This window comes from Streptomyces sp. BV286 (genome assembly GCF_019090165.1).
GTDB lineage: Bacteria > Actinomycetota > Actinomycetes > Streptomycetales > Streptomycetaceae > Streptomyces.
Genome location: NZ_JAHRIB010000111.1, coordinates 21,301 through 36,078 on the forward strand (window position 1 = coordinate 21,301; position 14,778 = coordinate 36,078).

The 14,778-nt window shown below is 72.9% G+C and carries 13 protein-coding genes; 3 read left to right on the forward strand and 10 right to left on the reverse strand.

Features of this window, described 5'->3' with window-relative positions; translation table 11 throughout:
* The first annotated feature begins 181 nt into the window (after positions 1 to 181).
* The gene (locus KUF83_RS15550) at positions 182 to 805 is read left to right on the forward strand and encodes a TetR/AcrR family transcriptional regulator (protein WP_217455268.1); all 624 of its coding nucleotides are present in this window, start codon (positions 182 to 184) and stop codon (positions 803 to 805) included.
* A gap of 294 nt (positions 806 to 1,099) precedes the next feature.
* Here KUF83_RS15550 and KUF83_RS15555 read toward each other — a convergent pair whose 3' ends face one another.
* The 3 genes from KUF83_RS15555 to KUF83_RS15565 are packed head-to-tail and all read right to left on the reverse strand — an operon-like array spanning position 1,100 to position 4,590.
* A complete protein-coding gene (locus KUF83_RS15555) occupies positions 1,100 to 2,059 on the reverse strand; it encodes a DUF2510 domain-containing protein (RefSeq protein WP_217455269.1) in 960 nt (319 codons plus the stop codon).
* 54 nt (positions 2,060 to 2,113) lie between these two features.
* A complete protein-coding gene (locus tag KUF83_RS15560) occupies positions 2,114 to 3,262 on the reverse strand; it encodes an anhydro-N-acetylmuramic acid kinase (protein ID WP_217455308.1) in 1,149 nt (382 codons plus the stop codon).
* 23 nt (positions 3,263 to 3,285) lie between these two features.
* A complete protein-coding gene (locus KUF83_RS15565; protein ID WP_217455270.1) occupies positions 3,286 to 4,590 on the reverse strand; it encodes an MFS transporter in 1,305 nt (434 codons plus the stop codon).
* Between the two features lie 224 nt (positions 4,591 to 4,814).
* Here KUF83_RS15565 and KUF83_RS15570 point away from each other — a divergent pair, with 224 nt between their 5' ends.
* A complete protein-coding gene (locus KUF83_RS15570; RefSeq protein ID WP_217455271.1) occupies positions 4,815 to 7,490 on the forward strand; it encodes an AAA family ATPase in 2,676 nt (891 codons plus the stop codon).
* A 105-nt stretch (positions 7,491 to 7,595) separates the two neighbouring features.
* Here the strand turns inward: KUF83_RS15570 and pcaD are convergent, their stop codons facing one another.
* The 7 genes from pcaD to KUF83_RS15605 are packed head-to-tail and all read right to left on the reverse strand — an operon-like array spanning position 7,596 to position 14,084.
* Entirely contained in the window at positions 7,596 to 8,702 is a 1,107-nt protein-coding gene (pcaD, locus tag KUF83_RS15575; protein ID WP_217455309.1) for a 3-oxoadipate enol-lactonase, read from the reverse strand.
* Between the two features lie 26 nt (positions 8,703 to 8,728).
* Positions 8,729 to 10,105 carry a 3-carboxy-cis,cis-muconate cycloisomerase gene (gene pcaB, locus KUF83_RS15580; RefSeq protein WP_217455272.1) on the reverse strand — a complete coding sequence of 459 codons (1,377 nt, stop codon included), beginning with the start codon at positions 10,103 to 10,105 and terminating at the stop codon, positions 8,729 to 8,731.
* Entirely contained in the window at positions 10,102 to 10,665 is a 564-nt protein-coding gene (gene pcaG / locus KUF83_RS15585) for a protocatechuate 3,4-dioxygenase subunit alpha (RefSeq protein ID WP_254643894.1), read from the reverse strand. The genes pcaB and pcaG overlap by 4 nt, the downstream gene beginning before the upstream one ends.
* Before the next feature lie 2 nt (positions 10,666 to 10,667).
* Positions 10,668 to 11,438 (reverse strand): protocatechuate 3,4-dioxygenase subunit beta, encoded by a 771-nt coding sequence (gene pcaH / locus KUF83_RS15590; protein ID WP_217455274.1) that lies wholly within the window; start codon positions 11,436 to 11,438, stop codon positions 10,668 to 10,670.
* Positions 11,439 to 11,446: 8 nt separating this feature from the next.
* On the reverse strand, positions 11,447 to 12,649 hold the full coding sequence (locus KUF83_RS15595; RefSeq protein WP_217455275.1) for a thiolase family protein: 1,203 nt from the start codon (positions 12,647 to 12,649) through the stop codon (positions 11,447 to 11,449).
* Positions 12,646 to 13,305, reverse strand: coding sequence for a CoA transferase subunit B (locus KUF83_RS15600; RefSeq protein WP_217455276.1), 660 nt, complete (start codon positions 13,303 to 13,305; stop codon positions 12,646 to 12,648). Before KUF83_RS15600 ends, KUF83_RS15595 begins: the two co-directional genes overlap by 4 nt.
* Entirely contained in the window at positions 13,305 to 14,084 is a 780-nt protein-coding gene (locus KUF83_RS15605) for a CoA transferase subunit A (protein WP_217455277.1), read from the reverse strand. Before KUF83_RS15605 ends, KUF83_RS15600 begins: the two co-directional genes overlap by 1 nt.
* Before the next feature lie 206 nt (positions 14,085 to 14,290).
* Between KUF83_RS15605 and KUF83_RS15610 the strand changes: the two genes are divergently transcribed.
* Positions 14,291 to 14,764 carry a MarR family winged helix-turn-helix transcriptional regulator gene (locus KUF83_RS15610; protein ID WP_217455278.1) on the forward strand — a complete coding sequence of 158 codons (474 nt, stop codon included), beginning with the start codon at positions 14,291 to 14,293 and terminating at the stop codon, positions 14,762 to 14,764.
* Positions 14,765 to 14,778: the final 14 nt, after the last annotated feature.

The window sequence follows — 14,778 nt, forward strand, 5'->3', positions numbered from 1 at the left end:
CTGATGCGTGGTGAGCCCAGGAGGGGATCCACTCGACGCAGGGGTGGGTCCTGTCCAAGGCTCATCGATACGCCAGTGTACCGATACGGAGGCGTTCCGGTACACTGGCGTATCGATAGGGCGTACGCCACACTGGAAGCGGACCCGCCGCACGGCGCGGGGACGAGCGAGGAGACGAGCCATGACGTCGCAGGCAGCGGAGGGACCCGAAGCGGTCGCCGCCTCGCGCCGCTCCAAGATCACGCCCGAGCGTGAGCAGGAGTTCTTCGACGCCGTGCTCGACCAGATCCGCCAGTGCGGCTACGACGCGCTGACCATGGAGGGCGTCGCCGCCAGCACGCGGTGCAGCAAGTCCACGCTCTACCGGCAGTGGAGGACGAAGCCGCAGTTCGTGGCCGCCGCGCTGCGCGCCAACCACTGCCCCAAGTTCATCGGGATCGACACCGGTTCGCTGGCCGGTGACCTGCGCGCGGTCGCGCGCGCGGCGGGGGAGCGGTCGGACGAGGACACCCGGCTGCTGCAGGCGCTCGGGCAGTCCGTGATGCAGGACGACGAACTGCAGCGCGCCCTACGCGACGCGCTGGTGGAACCGGAACTCGACGCGCTCCGGGCGATGATCGGGCGGGCGGTCGAGCGGGGCGAGATCACCGCCGACCACCCGGTGCTGGAGTTCGTGCCGGCGCAGCTGCTCGGCATGCTCCGCGTCCGCCCCATCCTGGAAGGGCGGCCCGCGGACGCCGACTATCTCCTGCGCTACGTGGAAGTGGCCCTGCTGCCCGCCCTCGGACTGACCGAGGGCACCTGAGACCCAGGTCGCCGTCCACGGGATGACAGGACGGTGACCTGCTCGCGCCGCACCGTGGGGACGGGGGCGGCGCGCACCCCCCGGCCGGGTGGGGTTCCTCTTGAGCGGAGAGGTGCCCCACCCGGCCGACCGGGGCCGGAGCGCTGAAGGGCACCGAGGCGACGATCCGGACCGCCACCCACGTCCTGCCAGTGGCCGGTCCGCCCCGCCGCACGCACCCGTCCGCCGATGGACCGGGCGTCCCGGCGGACGTGCGTCCGCGGGAGCCCGGTCCATCGGCCGTCGGCGTACGGCCTAGACGTTCTGGCCGTTGCCGCCGGTCCCGGACTCCTTGATGCCCTGGGTGATGTCGTCGATCACGGACTGCTTCGGCGCGTCGGACCCGACGTCGAGGCCGAAACGCACCACGACGAGCTGCTTGGCGGCGGCCGGCGCGGGAAAGACGAGCGACTCGACGTAGCCGTCGGCGCCCTTGCTCGTGACGACCTTCCAGCGGACCGCGTAACCCTTCTGACCGGCCACCGTGACCGCCTTCGAGGACAGCTCGTCGTGCGAGGTGATCTTGCCGTAGCTCTTGCCGCCGTAGGACTCCTCCGCGTTCTTGGCGATGTCCTCCTTGGCGGCGGCCTCGGCGGTGGTCGCCTTGATCTTCAGCGCGATCGCCGGGGCGGAGTAGGCGCCGCCGCGCGTGCAGGTCGCCGAGGCGTCACCCGGGCACTTGTAGGAGTCCTTGGAGGTCACCTGGGCGCCCACCTGGATGGTCTCGCCGCTCCAGCCGTCGGGCACGGGCAGGCTGATGCCGTTGACGGGATCGGCCGCGAAGCCCTCCTCGCTCTGCCGCGGCTGCGGGATTCCGCTCTCGCCGCCGTCCGGGCCGCCGGGACCGCCCTGGCCGCCACCGTCCTGCCCCTGAGGGCCGCCCGGCAGCGTCGGTGCCGGCCGGGCGTTGCTCTGGTCACTGCCGCCCGAACCGTCGTCCGAGGTCAGCGCGTACACGCCGCCGCCGATGCCCGCGAGGACCGCCACGGCGGCGGCGACGGCTATCGCCGTGCGCACCCCGCGCCGGGGTCCGCCGGGGTTCGCGCCCGCATGCGGTGCGCCCGGCGGGTACGCCGGGGGACCCCATGTCGCGGCGGACTCCGCGGGGCGGGTCTGGTCCGTCCATGTCCTGCCGTCCCACCAGCGCTGCGTTGCGGGACCGTCACTTGTCTGCCCGGGGTCGGGATACCAGCCGGGGGGAGTCGCCTGCGTCATGGGTCCACCGTATGAGGCGCGGGTGAAAGCCGGATGAGAGGACCCGGTTTCGGTTCACTCGATCACGAGGCGTACCGGTTGCTCCGCGCCCCGGGGCAGCGGCGGGAAGCCGTCGCGCCCCGGCGTGAGCGAACCGAGCACACTGGCGTGCCGGGCGCCGGTGCTCCGCGGGTCGGTGCCCACGAGCCCGTGCAGCGTCAGGAAGCCGAGGACGGCGAAGGCGTACGCCTCCTTGGCCGCGGCCGGCAGACCGAGGGCGTCGGAGCCGCGGAGCGGCACTCCCGGCAGCTCCGCGCCCAGCATCGCCATGAGCACGGGATTGCGTGTTCCGCCGCCCGAGGCGATTACCTCCGTGGCACGCACGGAACGCACGGCGTCCGCCACCGTCCGCGCGGTGAGCCGCGTGAGCGTCGCGACCACGTCCTCCTCCGGCACGGTGGCGAAGTCCGCCAGCGCCGCGAGCAGATAGCCCTCGTGGAACAACTCCTTGCCCGTCGTCTTGGGCGCGGGCCGCGCGTAGTACGGCTCGTCGAGCAGGCGCCGCAGCAGCGGCTCGTGCACGGTCCCGCGAGCGGCCAGGGTGCCGTCGGTGTCGAAGTCGCGGCCGGTGAAACGGCGAACTGCGGCGTCCATGAGCGCGCCCGCGGGCCCCGTGTCGAAGGCGGTGCCGTCGGGCGCGGTGAGGTTGGCGATGCCGCCGAGGTTCAGCGCGACCGGTGTGCCCGGTCTTCCGCGCAGCCACAGGAGGTCGACCAGGCTCACCAGCGGCGCCCCCTGGCCTCCCGCGGCGATGTCGCGCGGCCGGAAGTCGGCGACCACGGGCAGTCCGGTCGCCTCCGCGATCCAGGCGGGCCGTCCGATCTGCAGGGTGCCGCGCACTTCTCCCCCGACCGCCCAGTGGAAGACGGTCTGGCCGTGCGACGCGACCAGTTCGCCCCGCCCGCCGCACAGTTCACGGTGGGCGTCGGCCGCTGCCCGGGCGAAGGCCTGCCCGATGAGCGTGTCCAGCCGGCACACCTCGGCGAAGGTCGTGGCCGCCGGGGGCAGCGCCGCCGCGAGTGCCTCACGCAGTCCCGGCCCGTACGGCGTGCTGACCATTCCGAGCGGCCGCAGCACCAGGGTCTCCCCGTCGAGCCGCAGATCGGCCGCCGCCGCGTCGATCGCGTCGTACGACGTGCCGGACATCAGACCGATCACCCGCATCAGTTCACCCTTCTCGCACACGCTCAACTCTCGTCGTGTGCCTGCTTCTTGTGCAGCGTCAGAAGCGCGAGCGCGCTCACGGCGCACGCGGCCGCCGCGTAGTACGCCGGGATGTCCACGCTTCCCGTCCGCTTGATCGACTCCGTGATGATGAGGCCCGCACAGCCCGAGAACACGGCATTGGACAGGGCGTAGGCGAGTCCCAGGCCCGTGTAGCGCACGCTCGTCGGGAACATCTCCGAGAGCATCGCGGGCCCCGGCCCCGCCATCAGACCCACGATCGCCCCCGCGGCGAAGACGGCCGCGCCCTTCGACGCGGTCGAAGTGCCCGCGTCCTGGAGGAGGTTGAGCAGCGGGACCGCCAGCACGGTGACCAGCAGCGCACCGGTCAGCATCACCGGCCGCCGCCCGATCCGGTCGCTGAGCAGCCCCGCCGGGATGATCGTGACCGCGAAGCCCAGGTTGGCGAGGACGGTGGCGACCAGTGCCTGCTGGAACGTGGCGTTCAAAGAGCTCTGCAGGTACGAGGGGAGCACGACGAGGAAGGTGTAGCCGGCGGCGGCCCAGCCCATGACGCGCCCCGCCCCGAGCGCGATCGCCTTCGCCACCTCACGGCCCGGGGGCCGTTCGTGCCGCGGTTCCTCCCGGAGGGCCTCGAACGACGGTGTCTCGTCGAGGCGCAGCCGAAGCCACAGGGCCCCCAGCCCCAGCGGCAGCGTCAGCAGGAACGGCAGGCGCCAGCCCCAGGAGTTCAACTGCGCCTCGGAGAGCAGGGTCGCCAGCAGGGCCGCCGCCCCCGCCCCGCCCAGCAGCCCCAGCGCCACGGTGAACGACTGCCACGATCCGTACAACCCCCGCCTGCCCGGTGGCGCGAACTCCGTCATCACCGACACCGCCCCGCCGAACTCCCCTCCCGCGGACAGGCCCTGGACCACCCGGAGGAGCGTGAGCAGCCAGGGTGCGAGGGGGCCCACCGTGTCGTACGTGGGCAGCACGCCGATGAGGGTCGTCGCGGCCGTCATGAGGACGATGACCAGGACGAGCACGGGACGGCGCCCGACCCGGTCGCCGAGCCGGCCGAACAGTGCGGCGCCCACGGGCCGGAAGAAGAACGCGAGCGCGAACGACGCGTACGTCCGGACCAGGGCCTCGGCCTCGCTGCCGCCCTCCGGGGTGAAGAACCTGGCGGCGATGACCGTCGCGAAGTAGCCGTAGACACCGAACTCGTACCACTCGATGAAATTGCCCACCGACCCCGCGACCAGCGCCCTTCGGGAGCGCTCCGGCCTGTCGGTCCGCAGGTCGGAGCCCTGCGCCGGAGCGTCCATGCCGTTCCTTCCGCTCTCACGACGATGCTGAAAGTTAGTTTCAGTTCACGGCTTTTGACTGTCAATAAGTTTCACCCGTGCTGGTCGGCGGCCGATGCCGTCGCCTCTCGTCCTCCGGTGTCACCCCTCACGGCAACAGGTGTCCCGACCAGGCTCCATCGCGCCTCCGGGAGGACTAGGCTCAAGGCCTGTACGTCGTTTGGGCGACCTGGGGAGGTAGCGGGATGACGGAGGCACGGCCGGGTACGGCCGCCTCGGCACCCCTCTGGGAGCGCGACGCGGAACTCGCCGCGGTCGCGGAGGCCGTCGACGCCCTGTGCGCCGGCTCCGCGGCGGGCAGCCTGCTGGTGTTCACAGGTGAGGCGGGCATCGGCAAGACCGCCCTGCTCGGCCAGGTCCGCGCCGTCGCGGAGGGCCGCTGCACGGTCTGGTCGGCCCGGGGCGGCGAGACGATCACGTCCGTCCCCTTCAACGTCGTACGGCAGTTGCTCCAGCCCGCGCTCGTCGCGCTGATGCCCGACGAGGCCCGCGAGTACTTCGGCGACTGGTACGACATCGCGGGACCCGCGCTCGGCATCGCGGAGCCGGGCGCGCGCCAGGCCGACCCGCAGGGCGTGTGCGACGGCCTCGTGGCCGCCGTACGCAGACTCGCCCGCCGCGAGTGGCCGCTGGTGCTCCTCGTCGACGACGCCCACTGGGCCGACCAGGAAAGCCTCCACTGGCTGGCGGCCTTCGCCGAGCGCCTCGACGACCTGCCCGTCCTCGTCGTGGTCGCCCGGCGCCCCGGGGACGCCACCGGCGAGAGCGCCCGCCACCTCGACGCGATCGGCGCGCTGGCCCACCCGATGCCCGCCCTGCGCGCACTGACTCCGGACGCCACGGCCGGACTCACCCGCGCCACGCTCGGCGCGCACGCCGACGCCCCGTTCTGCCGCGAGGTGTGGGCGGTCACCGGCGGCAACCCCTACGAGAGCGTGGAGCTCCTCGCCAAGGTCCAGGACAGCGAACTCGACCCCGTCGAGGACTCGGCCGCACAACTGCGCGCCCTGAACCGCTCGGCACGCGGCCGCGGACTGGTCGACCGGCTGGAGGCACTCGGCGTCGACGCCACGAAGTTCGCCTGGGCGGCCGCCATTCTCGGCACGCAGATCTCCCTGGAACTGGCGGCCGAACTCGCCGGAATGCAGCGGGACGAGGCGGAGCGCTGCGCGGCACGCCTGAGCGTGGCCCGCATCCTCACCGAGGCCGACCGGACGTCCGGCCAGGCCGCCGACCGCGACCTGGAGTTCGTCCACCCGCTCATCGCCACCGCCGTCTACCGCTCGATCCCGGACGCGCTGCGCACCGCGATGCACGGCGTGGCCGCCTCCGTCGTCACCGCGTCGGGGCTGGGCGCCGCCGCGGCCTCCCGCCACCTGCTGGAGGTCCATCCGGACGACGACCCCGAACTCGTCGAGCAGCTGCGCGAGGCGGCCCGCGAGCATCTCGCCGTCGGCGCCCCGGACGCGGCCCGCCGCTGTCTGGAACGCGCCCTGCTGGAACCGCCGCTTCCCGAGGTCCACGCGCGCGTGCTCTACGAACTGGGCTGCGCCACACTCCTCACCTCGCCCGCGACCACGATCGGGTACCTGCGGCAGGCACTCACCGTGCACGGCCTGGAGGAGGAGCTGCGGGTCGACGCGGTCTGCCGGCTCTCCTCGGCGCTCGTCCACAACGACCAGCTCGAGGAGGCCGTGGCCACGGTCGACGCGGAGGCCGACCGGCTGGAGCCGGGCCCCGCCCGGATGCGACTGCAGGCCGTGCACTACATGTGGGAGGGCATCCACGCCGGCGAGGAGGACGCGCCCGGCCGCTCCCGCCGGCTGGCCGGGCTCGTCGAGCCGCTCACCGGCCGCGACAACTCCGAGCGCGCCCTGCTCATCCTGCGCGCCTTCGACGCGATGACCCGCGGGGAGAACGCCGAGGAGGTCGCCGAGCTCTGCGACCGTTCGCTCGTCAACGGCCGGCTCGCGCCGGGCCTCGGCTGGACCGACACCGAGTGGAGCTTCGAGCTCCTCATGATGCTCGGCATCTCGTACACCTACGCGGACCGCCTCGACCGCGCCGAGAGCCTCTTCACCGAGGCCCGGCGGACATACGAGTCCGCCGGGTGGAGCGGCGGCCATCTGGCCCTCGCGCACGCCTTCGGCGGGTACGTGCTCCGCAGACGGGGCCGTCTCAGGGAGGCGGACGAATCCCTGCGCGAGGCCCTGCGCCTCGCGGACCGGGTGGGCCGCGGACTGCCCATGCACTGGTCCGCCGCGTGCATGCTCATCGACACCCTGCTCGCCCGCGGCCGGGTCGGCGAGGCCGAGGAGATCGCCGAGCGGTACGCCTTCGAGCCGCCCCACCCGTCCACGATCGTCCTGCCGGACACCCACTCGATAAGGGGCCGCCTGCTCATCGCCACCGGCCGCGTCGAGGAAGGCGTGAACGAACTGGAGACCGCCGAGAAGTTGTCCGGGGCCCGCGGCGGGCACAACACGGTGATGGCGCCCTGGGCGGGAGACCTCGCCCGGACCCTCGCCGTCCAGGACCCGCGTCGCGCCGCGGAGGTGGCCGCCGACGCCCGCGCCCAGGCCGAGCGCTTCGGCACCGACACGGCCATCGGCGAAGCCCTGCGCTGCGCCGCCGCCCTGGAGACCGGCCAGCGCTCGGTCACGCTCTACGCCCAGGCCGTCACGTACCTCGAAGCGTCACCCTGTGCCTACGAACACGCCGCGGCCCGCGTCGAGTACGGCATCGCGTCCCGTTCCGTCACGGAGATCAACCGCGGTCTGACCCTGGCGCTCTCCTGCGGCGCGGACGGCCTGGTGGCACGGGCCCGCGAGGCACTGGACCCGGGACGCGTCGCCCGCTGAACGCCGAGGCCCCGTACGTGAGTTTTCCCGAGCCCCACGGGGCGCGCCGTGCCTGCCCGCGCGTTCAGTGGCGGTACGGGCACTGCCACGCGCCCGACCGGCAGGTCACTCCTCCTCGGCGAGCACCCGCTGGGCCACGGCGAACGCCGAGTTGGCCGCCGGAACACCGCAGTACACGGCGGTCTGCAACAGCACCGCGCCGATCTCTTCCGGCGTGAGCCCGTTGCGGCGGGCGGCGCGGACGTGCATCGCCAGCTCGTCGTAGTGCCCGTGCGCCACGAGCGCCGTCATCGTGATCATGCTGCGTTCGCGGCGGGCCAGCGTCTCGTCCGTCCAGATCTCACCCCACGCGTACCGGGAGATGAAGTCCTGGAACCGTGCGGTGAACGCCGACTGCCGTGCCTGTGCCCGGTCCACGTGCTCGTCGCCGAGCACCTGCCGCCGCACCTCCATCCCGCGCCGGGCACCACCGTCGAAGTGCGCGCGCAGCGCCGTGAGTACGGCCCGCGGGCACTGGGCGGGCGCGAGGTGGGAGGCGCCCGGGATCTCCACGAGCGCGGCGCCCGGCACCGCGTCCGCGATCTCCCGCAGATGCGGGGGCGGGGTCGCCGGGTCCTCGCGCCCGGCGACGAGCAGCGTCGGAACACCGATGCGCGGCAGGTCCGCCCGGAGGTCGAAGGCCGCCAGCGCGTCACAGCACGCGGCGTACGCGTCCGGGTCCGCCGACCGGTGGTCCTCGACCAGCGCGGGAACGGTGAACCCGGGCGTGAACCAACGGGAGTCGGCGCTCTCCGCCAGTTCGGCCAGTCCCTCGTCCCGTACGCGTGCCGCCCGCTCCTCCCACGGCTTCGAACCGTTGAAGTGCGCGGAGGAACAGATCACGGCGAGCTTCTCCACCCGCTGCGGGTGGTGCACGGCGAGATGCAGTCCCACCGCTCCGCCGAGCGAGACACCGGCGTACGAGAACCGGTCGATGCCGAGCGAGTCGGCCAGCGCCAGCACCAGCTCGGCGAGGTCGGCGACGGTCGCGCCCGGGCCGATCAGAGAGGCGGGGGAGCCGCCGTGGCCCGGCAGGTCCCAGCGCACGATCCGGTGCGTGACGGAGAGTTCGGGTGCGACCTTGTCCCACAGCGCCGTCGATGTGCCGAGGGAAGGGCCGAGGAGCAGCGGCGGAGCCGTCGCGGGCCCCTCCGCGCGATGGTGGAGCAACATGCCGTCGGGCAGGGGCGGTCGGCTGGTCAACGTCGCTCCAGTGCACGGTCGGTGAGGGTTCCGGCGGAGCCGGTGTACCGGGTGGGATCGGTGAGGGCCGCGAGGTCGAGGTCCTCCAACTCGGGTTCCGCCGCGAGGAGTTCCACGAGGGGAAGGTCCTCGGCGGTGGCCCGTCGCGCGGCGCGCGTGAGGACGTCCCTGGCCCGGGCACGCCCGAGTACCGGTGCTAGTTCGGCGGACAGCCGCTCGGAGACGATCAGGCCGTGGGTGAGGTCCAGATGGGCGCGCATCGCGTCCGCGTGCACCTGCAGGCCCTCGGTCAGCTCGGCCGCGTCACGCGCCGCCCCGCCCGTCAGGCGCAGCAGGTCGCGCAGGGGTTCCCACTCGGCGTGCCAGGCGCCGGCGGGCCGTTCGTCCTCGGCCGCCATGGCCCCGTACAGCGTCGCCGCGAGCTGTGGTGCCCGGCGGGCCGCGGCCGCGACGAGCGTGGCCCGCACGGGGTTCGCCTTGTGCGGCATGGCGGAGGACCCGCCGCCCGTGCCCTCGCTCAGTTCGCGGATCTCCGTGCGGGCGAGGGTGAGTACGTCCGCGGCCGTCTTCCCGAGGGCGCCCGCGGTGAACGCGAGGGCTCCCGCCAGGTCGGCGACGGGCGTACGCAGGGTGTGCCAGGGCAACACCGGCGCGGCGAGGCCCAGTTCACGCGCGTACGCCTCGACGAGACCTCGCGTGTCCGGGGCGCCGTACGCGGTGAACGCCGCCAAGGTGCCTGCTGCGCCCCCGAGTTGTACCGGCAGGCCGTCCCGCACGGCCTGGACGCGGTCTCTGGCGTCCAGCACCAGCGACCGCCAGCCCGCCGCCTTCAGACCGAAGGTGGTCGGCACGGCGTGCTGGGTGAGCGTGCGCCCCGGCATGGCCGTGTCCCGGTGCTTGCGCGCCAGCCGGGCCAGCGCGCGCTCCGTACGGGCGAGGTCGGCCAGGACCGGGTCGAGCGTCCGGACCGCGACCAGCATCGCGGCCGTGTCCATGATGTCCTGGCTGGTCGCGCCCCGGTGGACATAGGGGGAGTGCTCGGCGTCGACCGCCGCGCTCAGGTCGGCGACCAGTGGGATCACCGGGTTGCCGCCGGCCCGCGCGCGCAGCGCGAGCGCGTGGACGTCGAACCGTGCCGCGTCGGCCGCTGCGGTGACCGCGTCGGCCGCCCCGGCCGGGGCCGTGCCCAGCGAGGCCTGCGCCCGGGTGAGTGCCGCCTCCGCGTCGAGGAGCGCCTGCAGAAAGGCGCCGTCGGTCGTGGCGGCCTCGGCGGGGGAGCCCGCCCGCCCGGGGGCGAGGAGCCCGGCGTCGTCACCGGCAGGATTGTCCGGACGGACGGGATCGCCGGAACCGGCAGGGTCGGCAGCTGTCACTGGAACTCCAGGAAGACCGTTTCGCCTTCGCCCTGAAGGCGGATGTCGAAACGGTACGTCCGCATCGGGCCGGCGGTCGCGACCAACGTGGCGCGCCGGTCGGCCGGCAGCGAGTCGAGCAGCGGGTCCGCGCCGTCGGCGAGGTACGCCCGGGTGAAGAGGTGGTGCGTCAGACCGCGGGCGAACACACACACGCCGACGTACGGCAGCCCGGGGTTGCCCGGCGGCAGCGTGTGCAGCGCGTAGTGCCCGTCGGCGTCCGTGGGGACCCGCCCGTAGCCGGTGAAGTCGACGCCGTTGCGGCCCACGAAACCGCCCGTCGACGGATCGCGGCGCATCGAGCCGGGGGCGCCCTTCAACGAGCCGTCGGGCGCCGCCTGCCAGAAGTCGAGAAGGGCGTCGGGGATCGGCGTGCCCGCGCCGTCGAGCACGTACCCGTGCAGGCTGATCGCGTCCGGATGGTTCCGGGGCGCGACCTGGTCGCCGCCCGGGAAGGGAAGCGCGTGGCCGTAGAACGGGCCGATGGTGTGGGACGGGGTGGGGAGCAGTCGCTCGGCCATGGTCAACGGCCTTCCTCGATCCAGGTGGCGGAGGGACCGTCGAGGACGATGTCCCATGAGTAGCCCATCGAGAAGCCGGGCTGCGAGAGGTCGTGGTCGTAGGCGGCGACCAGCCGGTCGCGGGCCGCCTCGTCCGTCACGGACTGCAGGATCGGGTCGTACCGGAACAACGGGTCGCTCGGAAAGTACATCTGGGTCACGAGCCGCTGGGTGAACGCCGTGCCGAAGACCGAGAAGTGGATGTGCGCGGGCCGCCACGCGTTGGTGTGGTTGCCCCACGGGTAGGGGCCCGGCTTGACCGTGGTGAACGAGTACCGGCCCTGATCGTCCGTCAGGGTCCGTCCCACACCGGTGAAGTTGGGGTCGAGCGGAGCCGGGTGCTGCTCGCGCAGATGGGCGTACCGGCCGGCGGCGTTGGCCTGCCAGATCTCGACGAGCTGGCGGCGCACGGGCCGGCCCTCTCGGTCGAGCAGACGGCCCGAGACGGTCATCCGCTCGCCGATCGGCTCTCCCCGGTGCTGGAGCGTCAGGTCGCTGTCGTGCTCGGTGATGTCGGTGACGCCGAACACGGGGCCCGACAGCTCGACGGTCTCCGGGTCGCCGCCGCTCACGGCGACCAGCGGCTGCTTCGGGTGGCGCAGCAGGGAGCTGCGGTAGGGGGCGTAGTCGCGCCGCGGGTGGTGCAGGACCGGCGCGCCGCCGGCGACCGCCTTGGCGTACGACTCCTGGTGGTCGCTGATCTCCTGGTCGATGTCCGGCTGGGTGAGAGTCATGAGGGTTCCTAACGCTCCAGTACGAGGGCGAGGCCCTGGCCGACGCCGATGCAGAGAGTGGCGACGCCGACTCCCGACCCCCGGCGGGCGAGTTGATGGGCGACGGTCCCGGCGAGGCGGGCGCCGGACGCGCCGAGGGGGTGGCCCAGGGCGATGGCGCCGCCCTGCGGGTTGAGGACGGCCGGGTCGAACTCGGGCCACTCGGCGACACAGCCGAGGACCTGGGCGGCGAAGGCCTCGTTCAGTTCGAGAGCCGACAGGTCGTCAAATCCCTTGCCCGCCTTGGCGAGTGCGCGGTTGACGGCTTCGACGGGCGCGAGGCCGAAGTAGTGCGGGTCGAGCGCGGAGACACCCGAGGCGGACACCCGGGCGAGGGGCTCGCGGCCGGTGGCCCGCAGGCCCTCCTCGTCGACCAGCAGCAGGGCGGCGGCGCCGTCGTTCAGGGGCGACGCGTTGCCCGCGGTGACCGTGCCGTGCTCGGGGCGGAACGACGGCTTGAGCCTGCCCATCGCGGCGAGGGAGGTGTCGGCGCGTACGCACTCGTCGGCCGCGAACGCCACCGGGTCGCCCTTGCGCTGAGGAACGGGAACGGGAGCGATCTCGGCGTCGAACAACCCCGCGGCCTGGGCGGCGGCCGCCTTGCGGTGACTGGCGAGGGCGTACTCGTCCTGCTGCTCGCGGGTGATCTTGTGCTTGTCGGCGATGAGTTCGGCGGACTCGCCGAGCGGGACGGTCCACTGCGGGTCCATCCTCGGGTTGACCATGCGCCAGCCGAGGGTGGTGGAGTACAGCTCGGTGTGCCCGGCGGGGAAGGGCCGGTCGTTCTTCGGCAGCACGTAGGGGGCGCGGGTCATGGACTCGACGCCGCCGGCGAGGGCGACCGAGGCGTCGCCGAGCGCGATGGCGCGGGCGGCCTGGATCACGGCCTCGAGGCCGGAGGCGCACAGCCGGTTGACGCTCACGCCCGGTACGGAGGTGGGCAGACCGGCGAGGAGGGCGGCCATGCGGGCGACGTTGCGGTTGTCCTCGCCGGCGCCGTTCGCGTTGCCGAAGTACACGTCGTCGATGCGGGACGGGTCCAACTCCGGAGTACGGGCCATGAGTTCGCGCAGGGCGTGGGCGGCCAGGTCGTCCGGCCGGACGGCGGCGAGAGCGCCGTTGTACTTGCCGAACGGCGTACGGACGGCGTCGACGATGTAGACGTCCTTCACGACTGGGTCTCCTCGGTGAGCTCGTCGGCGATACGGATCTTCGCGGCGGTCTTCGCCACGATCTCCTCGACCGTGACACCGGGCGCGGTCTCGACGAGTACCAGGCCGTCGCCGGTGACGTCCAGGACGCCGAGGTCGGTGATGACGCGGTCCACGCAGGCCTTGCCGGTCAGCGGCAGCGTGCACGCGTCGAGGACCTTGGGCGATCCGTCCTTGGCGGTGTGGGTCATCACGGCGATGACGGTACGGGCGCCGTGCACCAGGTCCATCGCCCCGCCGATCCCGGTGATCATCTTGCCGGGGACGGCCCAGTTGGCGAGATCCCCGCCCGCGGAGACCTGCATGGCACCCAGCACGGCGACATCGATGTGCCCGCCGCGGATCATCCCGAACGACAGCGACGAGTCGAAGTAGGAGGCGCCGGGCAGGACGGTGACCGTCTCCTTGCCCGCGTTGATCAGGTCGGGGTCGACCTGGTCCTCGGCCGGGTACGGGCCGGTGCCCAGGATGCCGTTCTCGGACTCCAGGATCACCTCCACGCCCGGCGGGAGGTGGTTGGGGATCAGCGTCGGCAGCCCGATGCCCAGGTTCACGTACTGCCCGTCGGCGAGTTCGCGCGCGGCGCGAGCGGCCATCTCTTCCCTGCTCCAGGCCATTACCGGCTCCCCGTCCCTCGGGCAGGCGCGGAGACCGTGCGCTGCTCGATCTTCTTGTCCGCCGCCTGCGCCGCGGTGAGGGCGACGACCCGCTGCACGAAGATCCCCGGCAGATGCACCGCGTCCGGATCGATCCCGCCCGGCTCCACCAGCTCCTCCACCTCGGCGATCGTCACCCGTCCGGCCATTGCGGCGAGGGGGTTGAAGTTCCGGGAGGACTTGTTGAAGACGAGGTTCCCGTGCCGGTCGCCCTTCGCGGCCCGTACCAGGGCGAAGTCGGTGCGGATGCCGTGCTCCAGCACGTACGGGGTGCCGTCGAACTCCCGGACCTCCTTCGGCGGCGAGGCCAGCGCGATGCCGCCGTCACCGTCGTAGCGCCAGGGCAGCCCGCCGTCGGCGACCTGTGTGCCCACCCCGGCGGGTGTGTAGAACGCGGGGATGCCGGCCCCGCCGGCCCGCAGCCGCTCGGCCAGGGTGCCCTGCGGGATCATCTCGACCTCCAGCTCCCCGGCGAGGTACTGCCGCGCGAACTCCTTGTTCGCGCCGATGTACGAACCGGTGACGCGGGCGATGCGGCCCGCCGCCAGGAGGACCGCGAGGCCGGACTCCATGGCCCCGCAGTTGTTGGACACCACGCCCAGGCCCGAGACCCCGCGCTCGTACAACGCCTCGATCAGTACGTTCGGCACCCCGCTGAGGCCGAAACCGCCGACGGCGAGTGTCGCGCCGTCGGGAACATCGGCCACAGCCGCGGCGGCTGTGGCGACCACCTTGTCCATCTGCGAAGCCTCATCTCTCCCGAACGTCCCGTGGCCCTGATTAGTCAGGGCACTGAGCATTTCTTCGAGGTTTCGAACACGCTGCCATTCCGGCCGTGAACCGTCAAGACCTGGGATGAAGGGCCTGGCCGGAGTCTCGACGCGGGGCGAGACAAGGCGTGCGACTGCCCGGTATCGTTCAGTGCACCAACGATTTAGGAGCGCTCATGGCCGCGGTGGATCTCTCCGCCCACCCCGGGCACCTGGCCCGGCGGCTGCAGCAGGCGCACTACCTGCTGTGGAACACGATGGTCTCCGAGGAGATCACCTCGCCCCAGTTCGCGGTCCTGAACGCCCTCGTCGCCGAACCAGGGCTCGATCAGCGCACGGTGGGGGAGCGGGTGGGTCTCGACCGGTCCACCATCGCCGAGGTCATCAGCCGGCTCGGCCGGCGCGGCCTCCTGGGCAAGGTCCGCGACCCCCAGGACGGCCGCCGCTTCATGCTGCGCCTCACGGACGAGGGTGTGCGCGTCCACCGCAAGCTGACGGTGCGGACGGCCCGGATGAACCAGGTCTTCCTGGCTCCGCTCTCCGGCGAGGAGCGGACCCTCTTCTTCGATCTGATCCAGCGGGTCTCGGACGCGGCGGAGGGGCTCCGCAATCCCGGCGGTCCGGGGGAGCCCCTCGTCACCCAGCGCTAGCACTCCACCGGGGG

Coding starts and splice junctions, on each gene's coding strand:
- KUF83_RS15550 (WP_217455268.1), top strand. CDS start 182: ATGACGTCGCAGGCAGCGGAGGGACCCGAAGCGGTCGCCGCCTCGCGC.
- KUF83_RS15560 (WP_217455308.1), bottom strand. CDS start 3,262: ATGCGGGTGATCGGTCTGATGTCCGGCACGTCGTACGACGCGATCGAC.
- KUF83_RS15605 (WP_217455277.1), bottom strand. CDS start 14,084: ATGGACAAGGTGGTCGCCACAGCCGCCGCGGCTGTGGCCGATGTTCCC.
- KUF83_RS15565 (WP_217455270.1), bottom strand. CDS start 4,590: ATGGACGCTCCGGCGCAGGGCTCCGACCTGCGGACCGACAGGCCGGAG.
- KUF83_RS15600 (WP_217455276.1), bottom strand. CDS start 13,305: ATGGCCTGGAGCAGGGAAGAGATGGCCGCTCGCGCCGCGCGCGAACTC.
- KUF83_RS15570 (WP_217455271.1), top strand. CDS start 4,815: ATGACGGAGGCACGGCCGGGTACGGCCGCCTCGGCACCCCTCTGGGAG.
- KUF83_RS15555 (WP_217455269.1), bottom strand. CDS start 2,059: ATGACGCAGGCGACTCCCCCCGGCTGGTATCCCGACCCCGGGCAGACA.
- KUF83_RS15610 (WP_217455278.1), top strand. CDS start 14,291: ATGGCCGCGGTGGATCTCTCCGCCCACCCCGGGCACCTGGCCCGGCGG.
- pcaH (WP_217455274.1), bottom strand. CDS start 11,438: ATGACTCTCACCCAGCCGGACATCGACCAGGAGATCAGCGACCACCAG.
- pcaD (WP_217455309.1), bottom strand. CDS start 8,702: ATGTTGCTCCACCATCGCGCGGAGGGGCCCGCGACGGCTCCGCCGCTG.
- pcaG (WP_254643894.1), bottom strand. CDS start 10,665: ATGGCCGAGCGACTGCTCCCCACCCCGTCCCACACCATCGGCCCGTTC.